Source organism: Acetobacter lovaniensis, assembly GCF_014207635.1.
In the GTDB taxonomy this organism is placed as follows: Bacteria; Pseudomonadota; Alphaproteobacteria; order Acetobacterales; family Acetobacteraceae; genus Acetobacter; species Acetobacter lovaniensis.
On the sequence record NZ_JACHIE010000005.1, the window covers coordinates 58438 to 79906 of the forward strand.

A 21469-nucleotide genomic window follows, 5' to 3' on the forward strand; every position below is an offset into this window, starting at 1 on the left:
GTATGGCCCGTATAAACACATGGGCGTATTTTCTGGTCCGGACATGCGGGAGTAGGCATGGAACCGGCCGGATTTCCTGTGCCACGGCAAGGATGGATAAAACAGCATGACAGGCAGACAGCCCTTTTTCAGGATGCAAGACTGTTGTGCCCCCCGTCATACCCCCAGCAGGTTTGGGCGTGGTATCAGGGGTGTGCTTGCTCTGGGGCTGCTGGCCGTGCTGGCCGCTTGCGCTGGCCAACCGGGCGGAAGTGATACGGATGTTCCCATAGCGCAGGAAGCCGAGTTCTACCGTGCCCATGCCCGGTCCTACTATGCGCCTCCCGGTCCGGCGGAAGACCCGTGGGGCCCTTATATCCGCGAAGCGTCCAAACGTTTTGATGTGCCCGAGGAATGGGTGCGCGCCGTTATCCAGCAGGAATCCGGCGGCAAGCTGTTCCATGACGGCCAGCTCGTGACATCCGGCCCCGGTGCCATGGGTCTGATGCAGCTTATGCCCCCAACCTATGATGAAATGCGCGCCGCGTATAATCTGGGTGGGGATGCCTACGAACCGCATGATAACATCATGGCGGGGACTGCGTATTTGCGGCAGTTGTATGATGTTTACGGCTCTCCCGGCTTTCTGGCCGCATATAATGCGGGCCCCGGACGTCTGGAAGATTTTATAACCCGCAATCGTACCCTCCCGCGTGAGACGCGGAATTATGTGGCCTCTATCGGGCGGCGTATTGTGGGCATTTCACCAGTCAATCGCTCGCAGGCCGACATGCAGGTAGCGAGCCATGATTCGTTTACGCAAAGGGCGATTGGCAGTGGCGCTGGCCGGAATGCAGGTGGCATGAGTGCTGTGCAGGCCGCCTGGTCGGGCAGGCAGCAGGGGGGTATGCAGCCCGTACAGGTGGCGGACGCCATTGGGGATGATACTGCCGATAGTACCAGCGCCCCCTCGGCTACCTATGGGCAGGACTGGCACCCTGTTTCACGTAAAACAAAAGTGGACGGGCTGACGGAAAGCCCGTCGGATGTGCGGGCCATATGGGCCAAACGGCTGGGAGCAACCGCGCAGACCCTCCCTGGCACACCGGTACAGGTTGCTCAGGCGGAGGAAACGGAAGCGGATGATGCCGCATATATTCCCGCACCTCTGACCGAATCGGGGGAGTCTGACGCAGAACCTGCCCGGGTCGTCGTGGCGGGCGGGCGGAAGGGGGGGAGTTTACGCCTGTTCCCCAGCGCGCATGCGGAACCGGCTCCGCTGCTGAGCAGAAAAGTGCGGGGGGTGGATACCAGAAACTGGTCCATTCAGGTTGGTGCTTTTGGTTCCGCAGCTCTGGCGCAGCAGGCATCGGGGCGGGCGCAGCACCAGAATACGTCTCTCTCTGGTGCGCGGGTGCAGATTGCTGTGGTGCAGGCAAAAACGGGGCGGTTGTACCGTGCCCGCCTGACCAACCTGTCGCAAACCGACGCAGTAGGGGCCTGCCGCAAACTGAGCGGGTGTGTTGTGATCTCGCCTGAATCACACCTCTAGGCAGATCGCTTGCGGCTTCCCGCCTGCGCAGATTTGCGCGCGGGGAGGCACTATGTCAGCCGGGGTTACAGCGCTTGGGTCAACCCGCCGGAGCGGATGGGGGGGAAGGGATTGCCGGGGCCGGTTTGGATGTGCCGGGGGCAGCAAGAGGGGCATTGTCCCGACCGGAATAACGGTCAATAATCTGTTTTGTGGCTGCGGCGGCTTCCTGCGCTGCTGCTACGGCGACATCCCCCCAATACTGGTCGAGCGAATGGGCATCTATGTCATGCAGTTGTGTGGCTGCCCCGGCTTCCTTGCCGTTTGCATCCACAACATGCCAGACAATTTCGATGTGTTCCTGAGGGTGCCCTGTAGTGCCAGCCGGGCCGGGCGAGAGCTTTACGGTGGTGTTTACAATAAAGTCGGCATTTCTGGCCGAATTCTGGATTGTATCTTCACTATCCCAGAATGAGGCGACAAAGGCTTGCGCCAGTGATGTGTTGCCATCGCCCGGAGCGCCGGTAACACCTGTAAAATACACACGCGCGGCCCGGTGCTTAAGGCTGTGCGGGTCCTTGTCCATATCATCAGCCTGAATACCCGTCAGGACCGCGGCAATACGGCTGGCCGCATCCTGCGCAACCAGCGTGAAGAATGATCCATCCCCCGCAGACCATTGCTCTACAGGAACCGGCTGACCCTCCTGTGTGGCGCGAACCGTATTTTTGGGGGTCATGACTGTATAAATGGGTACAATCTGCCCGTTGCGCAGCTCAGCCTTCATGTTTAGCCACCAGTCCCCCTTGCGTGTGGGCTGGGCAATGGCCGGGATGGTCTGCTGGAGGAGTGCCTGTGCGACATCCTTGGCCCATAGGCTGGCATTGGCGTCGGAGAGCAGGGCATTGGGTGGGGGCGTGGGGACATCCAGCCGCGCAGGGGGGGCATTGGCAGCCAGTCCCGGCCCGTTTTTGCCTGAATGTGCAAAGGGGTGTGGCACATCAAGGCAGCCGCCCAGCAACAGCAGGGCGGAACAGGAAAAGGCTAGGCGTAAAGGCTGCTGGCGGCGTTTCATCCGTTGCGGGTTCCCGTGGCGATAACAGAAATCTGGTGTCCAATGGGGCCGCCCCCAGCCAGCGTGCGCCGTCTGTGGCTGAAAAAACGTGTCTCGTCACTCAGTGTATCCACCCCCAGAGCGGCGACATGCCTGAGCCCTGCACGTTGCAGGCGAAAGACACACCATCCGGCCAGATCAAACTGGTAATGGCCTGCCTGTTTGCCGGGAGCAAAAAAACGGGCAGCCTGTTTGTCAGCACTTGTAATGGCGGTGTGCATGTCCTCGGCTGTTTCGTAGCTTTCCTGCGCAATGCAGGGGCCAACCACGGCGCGTATATCTTCCCGCACGGCGCCAAGGGGGAGCATGGCCTCTATTGTTGCTTCCAGCACACCACTTAATGCACCGCGCCAGCCTGCATGGGCCGCACCAACAACGGTACCCTGCGCAGTGCTGAACAGGACCGGGGCACAGTCTGCCGTAATCACCCCTATGGCCAGTGCGGGGTTGCTGGTTACCAGTGCATCTGCCGCAGCGCCGGTGCCCGCAGGCCATGGGCTGGTGGCGGTGATAACGACTGGGCCATGCACCTGTGTTACACCCAGCAGGCAGTCTGCCTGCACACCCATATGGCTGGCAACAAGCTGGCGGTTACGCGCCAGATTTTCTGCACTGTCGCCTGATCGGGTGGAGCAGTTCAGGCTGGCATACGGGCCACTGGACACACCGCCCTCACGGGTGAAAAAGCCATGCCGGGCTTGCCCCAGCAAGGGGCTGGTCAGGGGTGCCAGACCAGTGGGGGCGGTGGAGGAGCAGCTCATGCAACCGGACCTTTCGTAAAGCCGGGAGGCGTAGGCAGGGAGGGGCTGGCCAGCGCCATGACCTTGAACAGATGCCCCATTTTATCTGGTGCGACCAGCCGGTTTGCGGCCGAGCGCAGCATGGCTGCATCCTGTGGTGCGGCGTTGCGTGCCAGTTGCTCGGTGCGTTCCATAATGCCCAGATGCTGCAAAAAATCACCCTGGTTTTCGGTCCCATAAGTGGCTGCCTCGCCTTCGCGGGCTACGGCAAGCAGGGCTGTAAAATCGACATGGGTGGTCAGGTCTGCCTCACCTTCCTCCGCCTGTAGCGGATGGGTCGGGCGGGCATGGCGCAGGGCCTGAAGCGAATCCCCGGTGGAGCTTGTGTTGTGCCCATAGTCAATAAACAGCGCCACACCGGGGGAATGGGTAAACCTGTGGGCAAGGCCACGCACAATGTGCTGGGCCTGTTCGCAGACTTCCACAACCGTGTTGGGTTCGAGCACACGGCTGTCCGGCAGGGTGGGTGGGGGGCAGGCGATCAGTTCCAGCGTTTTGTTGGCCACATAATGCTCATGCCAGCCCGTGCTGGTCTGGATGAACTGCCGCACGGGCAGGGCGTCCAGAAACTCGTTGGCCAGCAGGATCATGGAGCCTGCGGGGATGTCCTCGACGTGTTTGTGCCATACGGGCTGGGTATAAGGCTGCAGTATTTCTGCCTGGACCTGCCGCAGACGGGGGGATATTTCGACCAGATGCACACTGAGCGCCTGCGCCATGGCAGGGGCTTGGCAGGTGATCACACGCAGGGCATCGGCCATGAGCGTACCCCGCCCCGGGCCAGCTTCGGCCAGAATGATCTTGGCGGGGCTGCCCATGCCTTGCCACACCGTAATGGCCCACGCACCCAGAAGTTCGCCAAAAACCTGAGAAATTTCTGGCGCGGTAATAAAGTCCGACAGGAACGGTGTCTCGGCGTAATACTCGGCGTTTACCCGCGCCATAAAGTGGTCAAGTCGCTCTGCGTGGTAGATGTGTGGTGCCATAGGTCCGTTCAGTTTTTTTCAGCAGGTTGATCTTGCGGGTCGGGCAGGCCAGCGTAAACGGGCTGGCGGCGGGCGTACAGCATCAGGCCAATGCCTGCGACCAGCATGGGCAGGCAGAGCAGTTGCCCCATGGTAATGCCGCCGGGCAGGTAGCCAAGAAAGGAATCCGGCTCGCGAAAAAACTCGCAAAAGGAGCGTGCACAGCCATATCCTGCCAGAAACATGCCCGCCAGAAAACCGGGATGTTCCCGCACCGACTGGCGGCGGGAGGCGGTGAACAGGATTAAAAACAGCAAAAGCCCTTCGGTCAGGGATTCATAAAGCTGGGAAGGATGGCGCGGGATTGGCCCCCCGGTAGGGAAAATCATGGCCCATGGCAGGCTTGCCGGGGCCTCGCGACCCCAGAGTTCCCCGTTAATGAAGTTGGCCAGACGCCCCAGCCCCAGCCCGATGGGTACAGCCACGGTCACGCGGTCTGCAAAAGCCAGAAAGTTCAGCTTATAGCGCCAGGTAAACAGCACCATGGCGGTAATGACCCCGAGCGCTCCCCCATGGAAGGACATGCCTCCGTGCCACACTTCCAGTATGGAGAGCGGATGACTAAGGTAATAGCTGGGCTGGTAGAACAGTACGTAACCAAGTCGCCCCCCTACAAGCACGCCAATGGTCACCCATGTTAGAAAATCGTCCGCCAGTTCGGTTGTGCCAGCACGCGGGCGCAGGGCCAGCAGTTTACGCAGCAGCATGATGCCCAGCACAATGCCCAGAATATAGGACAGCGCATACCAGCGAATGGCCAATGGCCCGAAATGCACCAGCACCGGGTCGAACTGTGGAAACATCAGAACAGGAAGCATGGAAAGGTCAATCCGGTGCGTGAGGGGCCAGAGATCGGGGTGGTCTGCGCTCAGGCGGGCCAGAGCAGCAACCGGCCCACCAGAGGGTAGGGCTTAGGCGGGACTATAAAGGGCGTGCCTGCTCCCTCCAAGCCAGCAAATGCGTGGCAACGCACATGAACGTGCAAAAACTGGGCAATAAGCCGGTAGTCAGGGGAGTCTCAGTTTTCTATCATGCCCGGTATTATCCCTTTTTGAGAAGACAGAAGGTTTTACCCATGAGCGATGAAATTACGGTCGTTGCCATTCTCAAGACCAAAGCGGGTTGTGAGGATGCTGTTGCAAAAGCCATGGCGGCCTGTGTGCCCGCGTCCCGCGCGGAGGCCACAAACCGCCAGTATGTGCCTAACCGGGATCTGGATGACCCGCAGACACTGATTTTTATTGAACGCTGGGCCAGCAGGCAGGCTCTGGCCGACCATATGGAAACACCGCACTTCAAACAACTGGCCGCCGCGCTGGAAGGGCTGCTTGAAACCCCCTTGCAGGTGCATATCCTGCAACCAATAGCCTGAAGCGAGTAATCAGTAGCCTGAAGGGCCAGCGCTCCCCTTGGTAGTAGGGGCGCTGGCGGAGTGGCTAACGCAGGACAAACTGCTGGATAACCACCAGCACACCGATGCAGAAGGTCAGGAACAGGCTGTGCTTGAATGTGCGGGCCAGCACAGCACCTTCCTGCCCTTTGAGTGAGGTTACGGATACACCGGTAGTAATGTTCTGGGGTGAGATCATCTTGCCCATGACCCCGCCAGAGGAATTGGCCGAGGCAAACAGAACAGGGTCAAGCGAGAGCTGGTGTGCGGCAGCAACCTGAAGGTTGCCAAAGAGCGCATTGCCCGATGTGTCGCTTCCGGTCAGGAAGACGGCCACCCAGCCCAGAAAGACCGAAACAAGCGGGAAGAACATGCCGGTGGAAGACACCGCATAGCCCAGCGTGTAGGTCATGCCCGAATAGTTCATCAAAAACGCCAGACCAATGGTCAGTGCTACGGTTACAACCGCAAGCCATGCCTGTCGTACGGTTGTGGCAATGGCCGCGCCAAACTGGCGCAACGTGGTGCGGGTGAGCAGGGCGCTCAGAATGGCGGCAACCAGAATGGCCGTGCCCGTGCCAAGGGGTTCAAACTTCCAGACCGCGGCATAAACGGATTTGTACAGCGATATGAAGACAGCATTGTCCAGCCCCGGCCAGTGTACGGGCAGCGCGCCAATGCGGGCAATGTGCAGCGCGTCCCATGCAATGACCACGGCAATCACCGTAACCCATGGAATCCAGCCCTGCCAGAGCGGCACGGGGGCTGCGTTGGCAGGTTTTTCCGCATTGATCTGGCTGAGGTCTATGGCGTACGCGGGGTCAGGCGCAGGCTGCCAGAAGCGCAGGAACACAATGCTGGCTACAAGAGACACGCTGGAAGACAGTACGTTGCTCAGGCTGTACAGCCCCGCGCCGGAAATGACGAGCAGGGTCAGGGCAAAGCTTCCACCGGCGACAAGCAGAATGGGCCATGTCTGCCGTATGGAGCGCCACCCACCGTAAAGCGCCATAACATAAAACGGAATAAGGCAGGCAAAGGGGGTCAGCTGGCGGCCAATGGTCGCACCAAGCACATCTGGCGGCAGCCCGGTAATGGAGCCCAGCACGGTTACGGGAATCCCCAGCCCCCCAAAGGCCACGGGCGCTGAGTTGAAGATGAGCACATAGGTCAGCGCGTCCAGTGCGGGAAAACCCAGCATGATCAGCAACGCACTTGTAATGGCAACAGGTGTGCCAAACCCGGCAACCCCTTCCAGCGCTGCGCTGAAGCAGAAGCCAAGCACGATCAGGATAATACGGCGGTCATTAGGGACATGCCGGATAATCCAGCCCCTGAACGCGTCAAACCGTCCATTATGGACGGCAACGTTAAACAGAAGCAGGGCGCACAGCGCGATCCACATGACCGGCAGCAGCGAGAAAACCATACCATTGGTTATGCTGGCCACGGCCAGTGCAGGGGGCAGGCCCCACAGGCCAATGGCAATAACCAACCCTACGACCAGCCCTCCAAGGGAGGACTGCCAGGCAGGGCGGCGCAAAACCCCCATAAGAAACAGGGTAACAAGAATGGGGCAGGCTGCAACAATAAAGGAAAGCAGCAGGCTGTGACCCACAGGAGCAAGAGGCTGTATGAACATGATTGTTCTCAAACAAGGCGTTGTATCTCTCTCGTGATGGAGAGAGCGTTTGAAGTAACACGTGCTCCTGTGTGAAGATGCAATAAAATTTCGTGTTATATCATGCAGGGTGTTCCTGTGAGCCGCCTGCCAGTGCGGTTTCTGCCGTGCAAACCTGTGCCCACATGCTGCGTTCGGGTTATCATGGATTATGTGTTGTGCGCTGTACGGAGGGCGGATTTATGGGGTCGCGAAGAATATGGGTGGCGGGTGGCGCGCTGGTTGTGTTGGCTGCGGTGGTTGGGGGTGGCGTGCAGTATTCCCGCACGGAGCGGGCAAGGCTGGCTGTTGAACAGGGCATGGGTCCTGCCCCTGTGCTGCCTGCTCCCGCGCCCCGGCTCTTGCCTACGGTCAACATTGCCAACCCCATTGGCTGGCGGAAAGGAGAACATCCGACTCCCGCCCCCGGGCTTGGTGTTACGGCTTTTGCCACGGGGCTGGACCATCCGCGCTGGCTCTATGTCCTGCCCAATGGGGATGTGCTGGTCGCCCAGAGCAACTCTCCGGGCACGGATATCCAGACAGTCAAGAACCGTATTGCCAGCCTTATCATGGGGGCTGTTGGCGCGGGGGAACCCAGCCCCAACAGGATTATGCTCCTGCGTGATGAAAAAGGGCAGGGGACAGCAACACTACAAACGGTTCTGCTGGACCATCTTTACTCCCCTTTTGGCATGGCGCTGGTCGGGAATGACCTTTACGTGGCTAACGCCAATGCCATTGTAAAATTCCCCTACCATCCGGGGGATACGCATATTACGGCCGAGCCTGTAAAAGTGACTGATCTGCCAGCAGGGTATAACCACCACTGGACCAAGAACATTCTGGCCAGTCCGGACGGGCGGTTTTTATACGTGACCGTCGGCTCCAACAGTAATGTGGCCGAACACGGCATGGCGGTGGAGGAAGGCCGCGCGCGGATTGACAGGCTTGACCTGCAAACCGGAAAGCTGGAGCCATACGCAACAGGTTTGCGCAACCCGAATGGCATGGGGTGGGAGCCCAAAACCGGTGCCTTATGGGTGGCAGTCAATGAACGTGATGAAATTGGCAGTGACCTTGTGCCGGATTACATGACATCTGTGCAGGAGGGAGGGTTTTACGGCTGGCCCTATAGTTATTACGGTCAGCATGTGGATGTGCGGGTGAACCCACCACGCCCCGATCTGGTCGCCACCGCACTGGTGCCCGATTATGCACTCGGCCCGCATACCGCATCCCTCGGCCTGACATTTACAGAGACCGCCCGGCTGTTGCCCGCAGCCATGCGTCAGGGTGTTATTATCGGGCAGCACGGGTCGTGGAACCGGAGGCCCAAAAGTGGTTACAGGGTCATTTATATTCCCTTTAACGCGGGCAAACCCGATGGCGCGGCGCAGGAGGTGCTGACAGGCTTTCTCACCCCCGATCAGGATCATGTGCGTGGGCGGCCTGTGGGCGTGGCCATTGACCAGAATGGCGCACTCCTTGTTGCTGATGATGTAGGGAATACCATCTGGCGCGTGACCGAAGCCCCCTGAGCCGGTCTGCAACGGAAGTGTTGGGGTTTTTGCGCCCTTGCGTCCGGGGCGGGATAATGAAACTCTACAGGCATAAAATTGGCAGAGTGTTTGCATTTCTGCCGTTTTTTGCAATGTGGGGCGCGTAAGTCCCGTACAAGGGGTATTTCATGAAATCCGTACCACGTCTTGTTGCTGCTGCTTCCCTGCTTGCTCTGGCGGCGTGCCAGACGCCAGCACCGCAGGTTCCGGCCCCACCTGTGCCGGTTAGTGGTGCATTAACGCAGCACCAGCCACTTGCACCCGAGCTTGGGGTTGCGGGGAGTGGTCCGGCTTTTAGCATGAAGTATCTGTCCACCAACGGGGTGTCGGGCGTTGGGCTGGTGCCGGTTACGGGGGTTGTCATTTACCCTGCGGGCCCGGCCCCACAGGGGGGGTGGCCTATTGTGGCGTGGGCACACGGCACGGTGGGGGTTGCCAGAAGTTGCGCGCCCTCTCTCAACCCTCGCTCCGCGCGGGACCAGACATATCTGGGCGAATGGCTGCGTCGTGGGTTTGCCATTGTCGCGACCGATTATCAGGGCTTGGGGAGTGATGGCATACACCCTTACCTGAACGCCCGTGCGGAAGCGTACAGTGTGCTTGATGGGGTAAAGGCTGCACTGGCTGGTCTGCCTGACCTGAGCAACACGATCATGATCGTGGGGCAGTCTCAGGGGGCGGGAGCGGCTTTTGCCTCTGCGGCCTATGCCCCGGCGTACGCTCCGGCATTGCATGTGCGTGGGGTGGTGGCCACGGGTATTCCCTATATGTCGCCTGAAGTTATCAAGTTCGTCCTGCATGCCAAACCACAGAACAGTGCAAGCGGCATAGACCCGGTTGTCGCTTATGCCTTGCTGATGGGCGCCTCCGAGGCCGGGCTTAACCCCGCGTTCAATCCGGAGCAGGCTTTTACGCCGCGCGCCATGCCCGCATTCCATGCTGCATCGGAAATATGCGCCCGCCCGTTGATGGAGCGTATAAAAACCGAAGGGCTGACGCGGGCCAATGCGTTTGAACCGACCCTGCTACAAGCTATGGCGCCTGCGTTCAAAGGCATGCTGTTCCCCACGCTCAGGCTTGATGTGCCGCTGTTTGTCGGTATTGGCATGACAGACAGGGACGTGGCCCCTCAGGGACAGCTTATGCTGGTCAAGGATGCCTGCAAGGCGGGCACTGTTGTGCAGGCGCATCTGTATAAGGGGCAGGACCACTCTCAGGCTGTTCTGGCCTCCATGGCGGATTCCGCAGCCTTTACCACAGCAGTCATGAATGGCCAGCCTGTTCAGGCGGTGTGCAGGCCGGTTGCGCAATAAGGTTTTGTAAAACAGCAGGCAGAAACCGGAGCATTACGCAGTGTTCCGGTTCCTGTTGAATACCCGGACCTGTTTCAGGCAGCGTACGGGCTTTGCACAGTATTACGCTCTGGAGCCTGCTCGTTATCCTGAAGCCAGAATAAGGGCTGCCAGAATGAGTCGGAGTGCTCTGCAATGGGCAGAAACAGCAAAACTGCTTTCTACGGCAGGCATTTTTATTTTAGGGAAAGTGTGGTGCACCCGAAGAGACTCGAACTCCTAACCCCCAGATTCGTAGTCTGGTGCTCTATCCAGTTGAGCTACGGGTGCACTGTGAGGCGGTGTTTAGCCGAGCATCCTGACCTCGGCAACCCCTAAAAATGATATTTCTGATTTTTTTTCTAATTTCGGTTCAAAAAGTTATCCAGCGGGTGGTTCTCCGGGCGGCGGAGTATGATGTGCGCGCGGCAGGTAGGGGTGCCGTAAATGCCTTCAAACGTGTCGTCTATCGGATGGGCCTCAAAAACGATGGGTAGAGGCTGCTTGCGGGCATCGGTCAGGATAAGCTGGGCGTGGTAGTGCTGGCGCTCCTTGTTGGGGACACCATGCAGGACCAGATTGCCCATCTGGGGCACAAAAATCATGCGCGTGGGCTGGATCTGCATATAGGAGAGCCCTTCGGTTGGGCAGTCGAGACCTTTGTCCGCCACCAGAGTGCCTGTCCAGTCCCCATACGGATCATTGGCGGCGGAGGTTGCGGCCTGTGCGGGGCTAAAGGCTGCCAACCCCATGCCCAGCAGGACGGCGTATCCGCATAACTGCAAGTGTCTGGTGCTCATGTTCGGTGCTCTCCTGTGCTGTCAGCCTGAATCTGGGGTGATAAGCAGGTTGTGGCAAGCCCGGGCGGAAAACAGATTTGCTCGTTCTTCTGGCTTTTATAGGGTGACGAGCCCGCTGCATGGCTTTATATCCGCTGTCATACTTACTTGGTGGTGGGCCTTGAGCGTGTTTGTCGCCACAGCACAAGCAAAGCCAACCCTGACGCAGACCAGAAAGAACCATGACCCATGTCCGATGCCGCTCAGCCCGTTTCACCTGTTGTGCTGGATGAAGCCTTGCACCATGACCGTATTCTGATTCTGGATTTTGGCAGTCAGGTTACGCAGCTGATTGCCCGCCGTGTGCGTGAAAGCGGTGTGTATTGCGAAATCTGGCCTTTTACGACAGACGCTGAAAAAATACGTTCTTTTGCTCCGCGTGGCATTATCCTGTCCGGCGGCCCGGCCAGCGTAAATGGGCCCGATGCCCCCAGAATTCCGGATGTGGTGTTTGAGATGGCAGTGCCCGTTCTGGGTATCTGCTATGGTCAGCAGGCCATGTGCAAGCAGTTGGGCGGGGAAGTGGAAAGCGGGGAACACCGTGAGTTCGGCCGCGCCTTTGTTGATATTGTAGAAGATTGCGCCCTGTTCCGTGGGGCATGGGCACGCGGTGGGCGTGAGCAGGTCTGGATGAGCCATGGTGACCGGGTGGTTGCATTGCCACCGGGGTTCCGCACGGTGGCGGTCAGTCAGGGTGCGCCGTTTGCGGTGATCGCGGATGAAGGGCGTCGCCTTTACGGTGTGCAGTTCCACCCCGAGGTCGTGCACACGCCGCACGGTGCCGCACTGCTGGAAAACTTTACGCACAACGTGGCAGGCTGCTCTGGGTCATGGACCATGGCGGGTTTCCGCGAAATGGAAATTGCCCGTATCCGCGCTCAGGTAGGGACAGGCAAGGTAATCTGCGGCCTGTCCGGCGGTGTGGATTCCTCCGTTGCTGCCGTGCTGATCCACGAAGCCATTGGCGAACAGCTTACCTGCATTTTTGTCGATCACGGCATGCTGCGTGCAGGGGAGGCGGATGATGTTATCAAAACCTTCCGTGGCCAGTTCAACATCCAGCTTATTCATCGGGATGCGTCTGACATCTTCCTGAGCGCGCTCGATGGCGTGACAGACCCGGAAATCAAGCGCAAGACCATTGGCCGTTTGTTTGTGGAAGTGTTCGAGGAAGAAGCCACCAAACTCGGCGGCGCGCAGTTCCTTGCTCAGGGCACCCTCTACCCCGATGTGATCGAGAGCGTAAGCTTTACGGGTGGCCCGTCTGTCACCATCAAGTCCCACCATAACGTTGGTGGCCTGCCCGAACGCATGAACATGCAGCTGGTGGAGCCACTGCGTGAACTGTTCAAGGACGAAGTGCGCGATCTGGGGCGTGAGCTCGGGATTCCGGAAGTTATTGTCGGGCGGCATCCGTTCCCCGGTCCGGGGCTTGCCATTCGTATTCCCGGGAACATCACGCGTGAAAAACTGGATCTGCTGCGCAAGGTGGATACCGTTTTTCTGGAAGAAATCCGCGCGGCTGGTCTGTACGATGCCATCTGGCAGGCATTTGCCGTGCTTCTGCCCGTGCGCACCGTGGGCGTTATGGGGGATGGCCGCACGTATGATCAGGCCTGTGCCCTGCGTGCCGTAACCAGCACAGACGGCATGACGGCAGATGTCTACCCGTTTGACATGAGCTTCCTGACCAGAGTGGCCGGGCGGATTGTTAACGAGGTCCGCGGCATTAACCGCGTGACATACGATATCACCTCCAAACCCCCTGGCACGATTGAGTGGGAATAAGCGTTACACAGCCACTCTGGCAGGTAATCTTTCTGTAAGCGGCTGAGGTAGGGTTTTGCAATTTAGAACCAGGGCGCATCCATAAGGGTGTGCCCTGTTTTTTTTGCCAACAAAAGAGGTGTCGGGGTGAGTTTTGCACAAGGTTGAAAGGCCGGGCGTGCGTAAAAGCTCAAATCATCAGGGTTTGCGCAGGCAAATGAAGATGATGGAAAGTGAGAATGTTTTGGGGAGCCAGTCAAACGGGTTTGTATGAATCTGGTCGATCCGCATGTTGTGGCGGATGGTCTGTGCCAGCCAGCGCCAGTCAAACCCTTTGTGGCCCGTGCCGTGCGTTTCCACCTTATCCAGATTGAACAGTGCGGCATGCAGGGTTTCGGCCCATGTGTATTCCTTGTGCCGCATATAGCCGGTGAGCAGGGAGCCAATGTTCTTGACCAGAATAATCGGGCCGACTTCGTTAGGGACCGAGCACATAAAAGCCGCAGGCTGAGCAAGGGCTATCTGCTCTATAATGCGGACAACAAGATTTTCCGGAATGTGTTCCAGAGTTTCCAGTGCAAGAATAACATCGGTATTCTGGAATTCGTCATAGTGGTCGGCGATGGACCCCGTGATGATTTTAAAGTTCGGATGCTCCGAATACCTTGCCCGCGCAATGCCGCTTAACGTCTCATCCTGATCTATGCCGATATAGGTGATGTTGAAGCGGCTATTGAGGATATGGAACGCTTTGGCATGTGCACAGCCTATGTCCACCACCCGTAAGGTGCGGGATGGGGCTTGGGTGGACAGCTTGGTAAACAGCCGGATTAAATGCTTGTATCGGGTAGTATGCAGGTAAGAAACCAGCGGGTTGAAAGCCTGCTTCTTTTCATAACAGGTCAGGCCATCACTGCCGGGTGGTGTGGATGAAGTAGATTGTACCATAAAAATCTAGCTGTCATGCGATGGCGGGCGGTTGTGCCAATCTATGCAGACATCTGACAGCCACAACGTAAGTGCTGAAATAAAAAGCCAGAGAAGGCCGGGGAAGATGTTAAAATCCTGAATGACAACAATGCCGATACAAAACGCGGCAATGGAAATGGTCAGGGTGACAAGGCAGCAGAACACTGCAACAGGCCAGCTTCCGGGAAGACCGAGTTTTGTCATCAACATTTCACGCCAGAAACGGGGGCGTGCTCCTTGATAGGGGCCAGAAAACAGGCGTGATCCGGAGTTCTGGCAATGCCTGCCCAAAAAATTGACCGTAACGGGGTTTCTTTGGGCAGGGGCATAACCTTACTGATCCAGCCAGGGGGCGACCGGCAGATTTTTCTCGCGCAGGAAGGTCGGGTTGAACAGTTTGGATTCATACCGTGCGCCACCATCTGCTAGAATGGTCACAATTCTATGGCCCGGTCCAAGCCTGCGGGCGGTGCGTATGGCGGCCGCGACATTAATGCCAGAAGACCCGCCGACAGACAGCCCTTCTTCTCCCAGCAGGCTGTAAATCACGTCCAGTGCTTCAGGGTCGGGAATACGCTCTGCATCGTCAATGGGAGCGTCCTCAAGGTTGCCGGTCACGCGGGACTGGCCAATACCCTCGGTAATGGAAGACCCGGCTACGGACAGGTCGTTATTCTTGACCCAGCCATACAGGCCGGAGCCTTCGGGGTCTGCCAGTACGATCTGTGGGGCCTTTACGCCGTCGCGCCGGGCTGCATCATGCAGGCCAAGGGCTATGCCTGCCAGTGTGCCACCCGTGCCGCATGCGCAGGTAAAGGCATCCACCTTGCCACCCATCTGCTGCCAGATTTCCTGCGCCGTGGTGGCGCGGTGGCCCTCGCGGTTGGCGGTGTTGTCAAACTGGTTGGCCCAGACCCACCCGTTTTCTTCCGCCAGACGGCGGGAGACATGCACGTAGTTGCCCGGGTCGCGGTAGGGTTTGGCGGGCACAAGGCGCAGGTCCGCGCCAATCATGCGCAAAAAGCCGATTTTTTCGCGGCTTTGAGTTTCGGGCATGACGATCACGCATTTATAGCCGCGGGCATTGGCGACCAGAGTCAGGCCAATGCCGGTATTGCCCGCCGTGCCTTCCACCAGAGTGCCACCGGGCTTGAGCACGCCACGGCGTTCCGCATCGTCAATAATGGCAAGGGCCGCACGGTCCTTTACGGAGCCGCCGGGATTCATGAACTCCGCCTTGCCGTAAATCTGACAACCCGTTGCTTCAGATGCCTTGCGCAGAAGAATAAGAGGGGTTCCACCTACCGCACCGGGCATGTCGGGCGAGAGTGAAGTCCAGCCTGGATGGGTGGTGGAGGGCGCTGCGCTTTTGGTCATCTGTATACCCTGCTTGTTATGATCAGGTCGGTCGATCGGGGCTGGTCTGCGTAGGAGATAAACTCCTGTGGCCTACCGGCCTGCATCCGGTTCTTCTTGTGCATCATATAACACCTCCAAAACCGCACACCAAGGATAGCGTGGATCGTAGCTCTGACCGGCCGGGCTTGCCAGACGACCCTGTTCATCCGTTGGAACGTGGGTCAGGGCGACCGCATCGTCAATATTGCCGCCAATAACGCTGATCTGGCGGCCAAAGGGTGGCCCATTCTGGCCTGTGGCCACGACATAGCCGCAATGCGCAGGAAAACCGTAGGAAGTCGGCAGGCTCGCAAAGCGGATGCTCTGTCTGCCACGCCCACGGGCCACACAGATCAGGTCGCCCGCCTTGGGAGTATAGGCTGCGGGGTCGCGCGCGCGCAGGATGGGGGACAACCCCGATGCAGCGGCATTGATATAGGTGGAATGGTTGGGCGAATAGGGGAAGCGGTCATTCGCTCCGGCAATACGCATGACGTAGGAGATGAAGGCAGCCGACCATGCAAAAAAACCGTCATGCACAAAGTCCGTCAACTGGCCATCGGCATTGTGTTTGCCGGTCCATGAGGCTTCAGTCATGTTCGGGTCCATGCCGATCCACCAGTATTCGCCTACGCGCTGCCACAGGCCGGGCGCTCGCTCGGGTTTAATGGCGGCGACCTGTGGTTCGGGGCGCTGTTCGGGGTCATCATCATTAACCGGGCTGCCAAACAGGCGCCATTCGCGCATGGCAATGGCTACGACATCCTGCGGATTGAAAGGTTCAAAATTGCGCGTGGCAAAGTCCGGCACATGGCTGTTCACGCCATAGCTGCCTGATACGCGGCTACCACGGGAGGACGTACCGCCCCCCGAAGAGGGCTGGGAGGTGCAGGCCGCCAGACACAAAGGTGCCAGAAGGGCCACAGTCAGCTTGCGTGGCATCTTGTCTCCATACCAGAACAGAGCCTTGTTCGGGGCCGGACGGAGTGGTTCGACCGCCTTGCAGAACAAAGCCCTGTTGTAAGGAATAGGCGTCCTTTCTGGAGGGTGGAAGGGGGTTTATGCTCCTTTAACCCTCTCATGCGCTTTTTTGTCTGCTCAGGCCGGGGGTGTATCCACGGTAATGCTGGCAGTCCGGGCCTGCACGCAGCGTATGGCGTCTGCCGGGGCCAGTTCCACAATAAGGCCACGGCCACCACCGTTGATGTAGAGCCTGTCCAGTTTGAGAATGCTCTCGTCAAACACAACGGGCACTGTTGTGCGTGCGCCAAAAGGGCTGATTCCCCCAACTTGAAAACCCGTGAGTGCTTCAGCTTTTTCAGTACCAAGCATACGGGCGTTGCGACCGCCAAAAAGAGCGGCCACTTTTTTCAGGTCCATTTTCAGGTGAACCGGAATGGCGGTGCAGACAACCTGCTTTTTGTCGACTTCCACCATCAGGGTCTTAAAAACCTTTTGCTGGTCAATGCCTATGCCTGCCGCGGCATGCAGGCCGATCCTGCCCGGATCGGACACGTAATCATAATCATGCATGGTGTAGGGCACGGCATGGGCGGTCAGGAACAGGGTTGTCGGGGTTTGATCAGAGTTTGGCATAACAGACGTTTTTTCCAATGTGATCCAGGGTTCTAGCCTCGTTCGGGAAAAAGGGAGAGCAGGCCGTCGGGTGTGGCCGCGCAGCAGCCTTTTTCTGTTATCAGGCCGGTGACAAGGCGGGCCGGGGTGACGTCAAACGCGGGATTGGCGGCCTTGCTGCCGTCTGGAGTAATCTGCACCCGGCTGATCTGCCCGCTGTCATCCCGTCCATGGATATGGGTAATTTCGGCTTCCGAGCGTTCTTCAATAGGGATTTCACGCATGCCATCAGCCACGCGCCAGTCTATGGTAGTGGAGGGCAGGGCAACCCAGAACGGCACATTGTTGTCCCGTGCGGCCAGAGCTTTCAGGTAGGTGCCAATCTTGTTGGCGACATCGGCATTGCGGGTGACGCGGTCGGTGCCGACAATAACCATATCAACCAGCCCGTGCTGCATCAGGTGGCCACCAGCATTGTCTGCAATAACGGTGTGGGGCACACCGTGGCTGCCAAGCTCCCACGCCGTTAGAGCAGCACCCTGGTTGCGGGGGCGTGTTTCATCCACCCAGACATGTACGTTCAGTCCCTCGTCGTGCGCCATGTAAATGGGGGCGAGTGCCGTGCCCCAGTCCACTGTGGCAATCCAGCCAGCATTGCAATGTGTCAGAATGTTAATTCTGTCATTCTTGCCGCGTTGCGCAGCCAGTGTGCGCAGCAGTTCCAGACCATGCAGGCCAATGGCCTCATTCTGGGCTGCATCTTCATCACAGATGCGGCCTGCTTCGGCATAGGCTGCATCGGCCCGCTGTGAGGGGGGCAGGGGGCGGAGGTGGTTCAGCATTCTTTCAATCGCCCAGGCCAGATTTATGGCTGTGGGGCGGGTGGCGGCCAGCATGGCGGCCTGCTGTTCCAGTGCGGTGTCGGAACTGTCCGTGCGCAGGGCCAGAGCCAGACCATAGGCCGCAACCGCGCCAATAAGCGGGGCACCACGGACCTGCATGGTTTTAATGGCATGGGCAACCTGCCCGGGTGTGGTCAACTGGAGAATATCCAGTGCAAAAGGCAGGCGGGTCTGGTCAAAAATATGCACGGACCAGCCGTCTTTTTCATCAACCCAAACGCTGCGGTAAGGTGTGCCGTTAATTTTCATGACCAAGGTTCCTGATGGCGGGAGATAAAAATCGCTCGCTGATCATAGGGTTTCTTTGAGTGTGTGGGCAATATCCTCATGCTAGGACAGTTTTGCGAACATGTATAGAACATATGGTCTGCAATGGTTGAATCCAGGCAGTCTATTCTTGAAAAGCCGAGAGTATTTTTTTGCATTTCCAGTCATTTTTGTTATGTAGAGGGGGAAATGGGCGCGCTTTGCTGATACTGCGGAATGTGCCACGAACAGGTTTGTTTTTAATTTTTTAAAAGAATGTTTTCTCTTCTTGATCTTTTTGAAGAAGATGAAAAAGGAATGCTGGAATGAGTGAGACCAAAAAAGGCCGCAAGGCTGTTGCCGGTAAACGTGCCCCCGCCCGCGTCGCTGCTGTAACGACCCCAAAAAAACGCGCGCCGCGTGCAAAAGTGGAAGTGGTAGAAGAAATTTTTGAAGTGGAAGCCCCGGCTATCACTACGCGCAAGACACGGCAGAGCGCAACGCCCCGCAAAGCGGCCAAAGTAGAAAAAACGGTCAAGCCTGCAACAGCCGGAAAAACCAGCAAGGCCGCTGCCGCAGCAGCTCCGGTGGAAGCCGCGGCCAAACCGGCGCGCCGTGCAAAAACCGCAGCCGTAGCCGCTGTGGTGGAGGCTCCGGTCAAGGCGGTTCGTAAGGTAAAAGCAGCCAAGACTGCCGCCACCCGCGCAACACGCGCCCCGGTCGTTGCCGCGCCGGAAGTTGTGCAGCCTGCTCCCACCCGCGCGCGTAAGTCAGCCCGCAAGGCTGTGGTGGAAGCTCCGGTTCCTGCCAAGCCTGCTGCAAAGGCAACACGGAAGCGGGCTGAGAAGGCCGAAGCCGCAGAGAGTGCTAAGAACCTGTCTGCAGTTGAAAAACTGCGCGTTGTGCAGGAACGTCGCCGTCGCAAGCGTTATGAACGTCTGGCAGCCGAAGCCGCAGCGGATACGGAAAAAGCCGCACCCGTGCGCAAGCGCAAGGCCGCTGCGACACAGCGGCCCCGTGCCACAAAGGCATAAGAGTTAAGCAGCATTACGGTGCGGGCCTGACCCTGCAAAGGCTGGTCAGGCTCGCATTGTTTATACCGAGTTCTTGTTATTCTTACCGCACTGGGGTGTTTGGTAAGGTGTACAAAGCTCCATAATTCCGGATAGCCGTTTGGGTTATCCGGTTTTTTTATGCGTAGTCCTGTTCCAATGGGACGGGGGGCAGATAGGTCTGTGCCAGCAGGCTGGATGCTCGTAGTTCCCCTACGAGCTGACCATTCCAGTTTTTAAGCGGGCGGCGCATGAAATGTGTTAAAACAGGTGCGTTCTCTATGCGGGCAAAACGGGCAATCAGGGCTGCTGCCGCAGTTTCTGCCGCACGTGCGCCGCCATCACGGCATTTTATGGCCATGCCCAGCCCCTGTTCTGGCAGGGCCACAAGCATCACGCCTTCAGCCCCCATTTTTGTCAGGACTCTGGGGGCCAGTTCGGCCATGATCCGCGTGTCAAACTGCCTGCTGCCCGCGATCATGAACGGGTTCCGGGTTATGGCGTTGCGCAGGCGTTGTGCGGCCAGGGCCCGGTCGGGGGAAAGGCCAATGCCGCTGGCAAAGCGGGCATAACCCAGAGCCAGCGCAGACAGGGGGATAGCCCATGTGGGAATGGCGCATCCGTCCACCGCCCTGTTTGCCGTGGTGTGGGGTGCTCCGGTAACCTCCTGTAGTGTCTGGGCAACGGTTTGCATTACGCGGTGTTCAGGGCGGGTGTAGTGCGCCACATCCTGCCCGGTCGCGCAGGAGAGGCAGATAAAGCCCGCATGCTTGCCCGAACAGCAGTTATGGAGTGCGCAGGGTGCCTCCCCCGCCGCCGCCAGCGCGCGAGCGGCGGCTGTATCCAGCGGCCAGTGGGTGCCACATTCGAGCGCGCCGTAATCCAGCCCCGTGCGGGCCAGCATGTCTGTGGCAACAGCAATATGTTCAGGCTCGCCCTGATGGGAGGCGCAGGCCAGTGCCAGCGCTTTGTCTGGTAGGGCAAAGCGGTCTGCGGCACCCTCGGTCAGTAAAGGGAGTGCTTGCAACGCCTTGACCGTAGAGCGTGGAAAAACAGGTGTTGTGCAGTCCCCGGCGGAAAAAACGGTTTTGCCGTGCGCATCCACAACAATGGCAGCGCCATAATGGCTGGATTCCACAATGCCGTTGCGGGTTGTCTGAGCAAGAAGAACGTCATCTGTCATGAAACTGGGCCTGTTGATCAAGAATGTTTAATTGCCGCTGAGAAGGTAGCATGGTGTGGCAAATTCTGCCGTATGGTCTGGCTCCAGCTCCAGAGCTTGCGCGACAAGGGAACGTTTGAGTTTGAGCACAACAGGCATGTTATGTGCATCACATGCCGTGGTTTCTGCCGTTTTTGCCAGCCATGGGGGAATTCCGGCCCGTTCGGTCAGCATAAGGGGCGCGCGTCGGTTTAAGGGGAGGCCGGCGGCCATAAGGTGTTGCGCATGATCTTGCGAAACAACCATGTATAAAAAACAGTCTTCACCAGCAGGCGGGAGTTTTTCCGGCGCAGGTACAAGGCTCAGGCGGATTTCGTCGGGCAGGAAGTGCGAACGGGGGAGTGGGGGGAGGGGCAGGGCAAACAGGTCTGTCTGCTGCAATCCCGGTGTTTTGGAAACTGTTCTGGGTCTGGCTGTTTTTTTACCCACCTGAACGGGCTTGCGGGCCTTGCCGGAAGGCAGGGTTGGCAGGTCTGGCTGAACAGGGCCGGTTGGGGCGGGGTGTTCCATCAGTTGGGGGCTGGGGCAGGCCCCTTCTGGCCGCGTGAGGCGGGGGCGCAGTCTTCACATACCCCTTCCACTTCGACCGATGCGCTTTGCATGGTAAAGTTTTTTTTGCCACAAATGCTTTTCAGTACATCCAGAACGCGCGGAGCGTCGGCAATCTCGGTCACACCGCCACAGCTCCGGCAGATCAGGAACTGCGCGCTATGCAGGCAGTTCTCCGCTGGTCCATGAGAGTGGTCGTGGGGATGGTCCTGCTGGAGGTGGGTGCACGGCACAAAAGCCGACAGGCGTTCAATGCGGTGAATAAGACCATGTTCGAGCAGAAAATCGAGCGCGCGGTAAACGGTAGGGGGAGCAGGTTTGCGGCCCGATGTTTTGAGCTGTTCAAGCAGGTCGTAGGCGCCAACGGGCGTTGTGGCAGTCAGGATCAGGCCCAGAACATCGCGCCGTTGCGGGGTCATGCGTCCTCCCTGCCCGGCGCAGAGATGAGCGGCGTGCTCAAGCTGGCGCTGAATACGGTCCGAAAAACCGTAGCCGTTATCTGCTGGGGAGGAGGGTGGTGTTCTGGTCTGCATGTTCATCATCCGTTCTCTCTTGTTT

General features: G+C 58.5%; 21 protein-coding genes and 1 tRNA gene. 6 read left to right on the forward strand and 16 right to left on the reverse strand.

What is annotated here, in order from left to right; all coding sequences use genetic code 11:
• The first annotated feature begins 106 nt into the window (after positions 1-106).
• Positions 107-1531, forward strand: a complete 1425-nt coding sequence (locus tag HNR55_RS07085) for a transglycosylase SLT domain-containing protein (RefSeq protein WP_373318149.1) — start codon at positions 107-109, stop codon at positions 1529-1531.
• A 79-nt stretch (positions 1532-1610) separates the two neighbouring features.
• On the opposite strand, the gene HNR55_RS07090 is transcribed toward HNR55_RS07085, so the two are convergent.
• The 4 genes from HNR55_RS07090 to lgt are packed head-to-tail and all read right to left on the reverse strand — an operon-like array spanning position 1611 to position 5267.
• Positions 1611-2585: a hypothetical protein gene (locus tag HNR55_RS07090; RefSeq protein WP_166113135.1), complete on the reverse strand. Its 975-nt coding sequence runs from the start codon at positions 2583-2585 to the stop codon at positions 1611-1613.
• Positions 2582-3385, reverse strand: a complete 804-nt coding sequence (gene pgeF, locus HNR55_RS07095) for a peptidoglycan editing factor PgeF (RefSeq protein WP_166113132.1) — start codon at positions 3383-3385, stop codon at positions 2582-2584. The genes HNR55_RS07090 and pgeF overlap by 4 nt, the downstream gene beginning before the upstream one ends.
• Complete coding sequence (locus HNR55_RS07100; RefSeq protein ID WP_166113129.1) at positions 3382-4410, reverse strand: class I SAM-dependent methyltransferase; 1029 nt, start codon at positions 4408-4410, stop codon at positions 3382-3384. The genes pgeF and HNR55_RS07100 overlap by 4 nt, the downstream gene beginning before the upstream one ends.
• A gap of 8 nt (positions 4411-4418) precedes the next feature.
• On the reverse strand, positions 4419-5267 hold the full coding sequence (gene lgt / locus HNR55_RS07105; protein WP_166113126.1) for a prolipoprotein diacylglyceryl transferase: 849 nt from the start codon (positions 5265-5267) through the stop codon (positions 4419-4421).
• A 257-nt stretch (positions 5268-5524) separates the two neighbouring features.
• On the opposite strand from lgt, the gene HNR55_RS07110 reads away from it, so the two are divergent.
• Positions 5525-5821: a putative quinol monooxygenase gene (locus HNR55_RS07110; RefSeq protein WP_166113123.1), complete on the forward strand. Its 297-nt coding sequence runs from the start codon at positions 5525-5527 to the stop codon at positions 5819-5821.
• A gap of 64 nt (positions 5822-5885) precedes the next feature.
• On the opposite strand, the gene HNR55_RS07115 is transcribed toward HNR55_RS07110, so the two are convergent.
• On the reverse strand, positions 5886-7481 hold the full coding sequence (locus tag HNR55_RS07115; protein ID WP_166113121.1) for an L-lactate permease: 1596 nt from the start codon (positions 7479-7481) through the stop codon (positions 5886-5888).
• Between the two features lie 221 nt (positions 7482-7702).
• Here HNR55_RS07115 and HNR55_RS07120 point away from each other — a divergent pair, with 221 nt between their 5' ends.
• Together HNR55_RS07120 and HNR55_RS07125 are read left to right on the forward strand one after the other, a co-directional pair.
• Positions 7703-9040, forward strand: coding sequence for a PQQ-dependent sugar dehydrogenase (locus tag HNR55_RS07120; protein WP_166113118.1), 1338 nt, complete (start codon positions 7703-7705; stop codon positions 9038-9040).
• A 149-nt stretch (positions 9041-9189) separates the two neighbouring features.
• On the forward strand, positions 9190-10374 hold the full coding sequence (locus HNR55_RS07125) for a lipase family protein (RefSeq protein ID WP_166113115.1): 1185 nt from the start codon (positions 9190-9192) through the stop codon (positions 10372-10374).
• 232 nt (positions 10375-10606) lie between these two features.
• Here HNR55_RS07125 and HNR55_RS07130 read toward each other — a convergent pair.
• Together HNR55_RS07130 and HNR55_RS07135 are read right to left on the reverse strand one after the other, a co-directional pair.
• Positions 10607-10683: transfer RNA gene (locus tag HNR55_RS07130), tRNA-Arg, on the reverse strand.
• Positions 10684-10754: 71 nt separating this feature from the next.
• Positions 10755-11192 carry a hypothetical protein gene (locus HNR55_RS07135; protein WP_166113112.1) on the reverse strand — a complete coding sequence of 146 codons (438 nt, stop codon included), beginning with the start codon at positions 11190-11192 and terminating at the stop codon, positions 10755-10757.
• A gap of 228 nt (positions 11193-11420) precedes the next feature.
• On the opposite strand from HNR55_RS07135, the gene guaA reads away from it, so the two are divergent.
• The gene (gene guaA / locus HNR55_RS07140; protein WP_166113110.1) at positions 11421-13019 is read left to right on the forward strand and encodes a glutamine-hydrolyzing GMP synthase; all 1599 of its coding nucleotides are present in this window, start codon (positions 11421-11423) and stop codon (positions 13017-13019) included.
• Between the two features lie 177 nt (positions 13020-13196).
• On the opposite strand, the gene HNR55_RS07145 is transcribed toward guaA, so the two are convergent.
• The 6 genes from HNR55_RS07145 to mtnA form a co-directional block, all read right to left on the reverse strand.
• Positions 13197-13946, reverse strand: a complete 750-nt coding sequence (locus HNR55_RS07145) for a class I SAM-dependent methyltransferase (protein ID WP_166113108.1) — start codon at positions 13944-13946, stop codon at positions 13197-13199.
• A gap of 6 nt (positions 13947-13952) precedes the next feature.
• Positions 13953-14171: a hypothetical protein gene (locus HNR55_RS07150; RefSeq protein ID WP_166113106.1), complete on the reverse strand. Its 219-nt coding sequence runs from the start codon at positions 14169-14171 to the stop codon at positions 13953-13955.
• A 129-nt stretch (positions 14172-14300) separates the two neighbouring features.
• Positions 14301-15344 (reverse strand): cysteine synthase A, encoded by a 1044-nt coding sequence (locus HNR55_RS07155; RefSeq protein ID WP_166113084.1) that lies wholly within the window; start codon positions 15342-15344, stop codon positions 14301-14303.
• A gap of 72 nt (positions 15345-15416) precedes the next feature.
• Positions 15417-16307, reverse strand: a complete 891-nt coding sequence (locus HNR55_RS07160) for a DUF2272 domain-containing protein (RefSeq protein WP_166113082.1) — start codon at positions 16305-16307, stop codon at positions 15417-15419.
• Positions 16308-16463: 156 nt separating this feature from the next.
• Positions 16464-16961: an aminoacyl-tRNA deacylase gene (locus tag HNR55_RS07165; protein ID WP_166113080.1), complete on the reverse strand. Its 498-nt coding sequence runs from the start codon at positions 16959-16961 to the stop codon at positions 16464-16466.
• Between the two features lie 32 nt (positions 16962-16993).
• The gene (mtnA, locus tag HNR55_RS07170) at positions 16994-18091 is read right to left on the reverse strand and encodes an S-methyl-5-thioribose-1-phosphate isomerase (RefSeq protein ID WP_166113077.1); all 1098 of its coding nucleotides are present in this window, start codon (positions 18089-18091) and stop codon (positions 16994-16996) included.
• 323 nt (positions 18092-18414) lie between these two features.
• On the opposite strand from mtnA, the gene HNR55_RS07175 reads away from it, so the two are divergent.
• Positions 18415-19122 carry a histone gene (locus HNR55_RS07175; protein ID WP_166113074.1) on the forward strand — a complete coding sequence of 236 codons (708 nt, stop codon included), beginning with the start codon at positions 18415-18417 and terminating at the stop codon, positions 19120-19122.
• A 157-nt stretch (positions 19123-19279) separates the two neighbouring features.
• On the opposite strand, the gene HNR55_RS07180 is transcribed toward HNR55_RS07175, so the two are convergent.
• From HNR55_RS07180 to HNR55_RS07190, 3 genes are read right to left on the reverse strand one after another with little or no spacing between them, the layout of a single operon-like run.
• Positions 19280-20323 carry an asparaginase gene (locus tag HNR55_RS07180; RefSeq protein ID WP_166113071.1) on the reverse strand — a complete coding sequence of 348 codons (1044 nt, stop codon included), beginning with the start codon at positions 20321-20323 and terminating at the stop codon, positions 19280-19282.
• Between the two features lie 27 nt (positions 20324-20350).
• On the reverse strand, positions 20351-20872 hold the full coding sequence (locus tag HNR55_RS07185) for a hypothetical protein (RefSeq protein ID WP_242005472.1): 522 nt from the start codon (positions 20870-20872) through the stop codon (positions 20351-20353).
• Positions 20872-21453 (reverse strand): Fur family transcriptional regulator, encoded by a 582-nt coding sequence (locus HNR55_RS07190; protein WP_166113068.1) that lies wholly within the window; start codon positions 21451-21453, stop codon positions 20872-20874. Before HNR55_RS07190 ends, HNR55_RS07185 begins: the two co-directional genes overlap by 1 nt.
• Positions 21454-21469: the final 16 nt, after the last annotated feature.

Excerpts from the sequence above, each read along its gene's own strand:
- HNR55_RS07145 (WP_166113108.1), bottom strand. The coding sequence starts at position 13,946 with ATGGTACAATCTACTTCATCCACACCACCCGGCAGTGATGGCCTGACC.
- HNR55_RS07155 (WP_166113084.1), bottom strand. The coding sequence starts at position 15,344 with ATGACCAAAAGCGCAGCGCCCTCCACCACCCATCCAGGCTGGACTTCA.
- pgeF (WP_166113132.1), bottom strand. The coding sequence starts at position 3,385 with ATGAGCTGCTCCTCCACCGCCCCCACTGGTCTGGCACCCCTGACCAGC.
- lgt (WP_166113126.1), bottom strand. The coding sequence starts at position 5,267 with ATGCTTCCTGTTCTGATGTTTCCACAGTTCGACCCGGTGCTGGTGCAT.
- HNR55_RS07165 (WP_166113080.1), bottom strand. The coding sequence starts at position 16,961 with ATGCCAAACTCTGATCAAACCCCGACAACCCTGTTCCTGACCGCCCAT.
- guaA (WP_166113110.1), top strand. The coding sequence starts at position 11,421 with ATGTCCGATGCCGCTCAGCCCGTTTCACCTGTTGTGCTGGATGAAGCC.
- HNR55_RS07085 (WP_373318149.1), top strand. The coding sequence starts at position 107 with ATGACAGGCAGACAGCCCTTTTTCAGGATGCAAGACTGTTGTGCCCCC.
- HNR55_RS07090 (WP_166113135.1), bottom strand. The coding sequence starts at position 2,585 with ATGAAACGCCGCCAGCAGCCTTTACGCCTAGCCTTTTCCTGTTCCGCC.
- HNR55_RS07110 (WP_166113123.1), top strand. The coding sequence starts at position 5,525 with ATGAGCGATGAAATTACGGTCGTTGCCATTCTCAAGACCAAAGCGGGT.
- HNR55_RS07120 (WP_166113118.1), top strand. The coding sequence starts at position 7,703 with ATGGGGTCGCGAAGAATATGGGTGGCGGGTGGCGCGCTGGTTGTGTTG.
- HNR55_RS07115 (WP_166113121.1), bottom strand. The coding sequence starts at position 7,481 with ATGTTCATACAGCCTCTTGCTCCTGTGGGTCACAGCCTGCTGCTTTCC.
- HNR55_RS07150 (WP_166113106.1), bottom strand. The coding sequence starts at position 14,171 with ATGACAAAACTCGGTCTTCCCGGAAGCTGGCCTGTTGCAGTGTTCTGC.
- HNR55_RS07160 (WP_166113082.1), bottom strand. The coding sequence starts at position 16,307 with ATGCCACGCAAGCTGACTGTGGCCCTTCTGGCACCTTTGTGTCTGGCG.
- HNR55_RS07125 (WP_166113115.1), top strand. The coding sequence starts at position 9,190 with ATGAAATCCGTACCACGTCTTGTTGCTGCTGCTTCCCTGCTTGCTCTG.
- HNR55_RS07135 (WP_166113112.1), bottom strand. The coding sequence starts at position 11,192 with ATGAGCACCAGACACTTGCAGTTATGCGGATACGCCGTCCTGCTGGGC.
- HNR55_RS07100 (WP_166113129.1), bottom strand. The coding sequence starts at position 4,410 with ATGGCACCACACATCTACCACGCAGAGCGACTTGACCACTTTATGGCG.
- HNR55_RS07190 (WP_166113068.1), bottom strand. The coding sequence starts at position 21,453 with ATGATGAACATGCAGACCAGAACACCACCCTCCTCCCCAGCAGATAAC.
- mtnA (WP_166113077.1), bottom strand. The coding sequence starts at position 18,091 with ATGAAAATTAACGGCACACCTTACCGCAGCGTTTGGGTTGATGAAAAA.
- HNR55_RS07175 (WP_166113074.1), top strand. The coding sequence starts at position 18,415 with ATGAGTGAGACCAAAAAAGGCCGCAAGGCTGTTGCCGGTAAACGTGCC.
- HNR55_RS07185 (WP_242005472.1), bottom strand. The coding sequence starts at position 20,872 with ATGGAACACCCCGCCCCAACCGGCCCTGTTCAGCCAGACCTGCCAACC.
- HNR55_RS07180 (WP_166113071.1), bottom strand. The coding sequence starts at position 20,323 with ATGACAGATGACGTTCTTCTTGCTCAGACAACCCGCAACGGCATTGTG.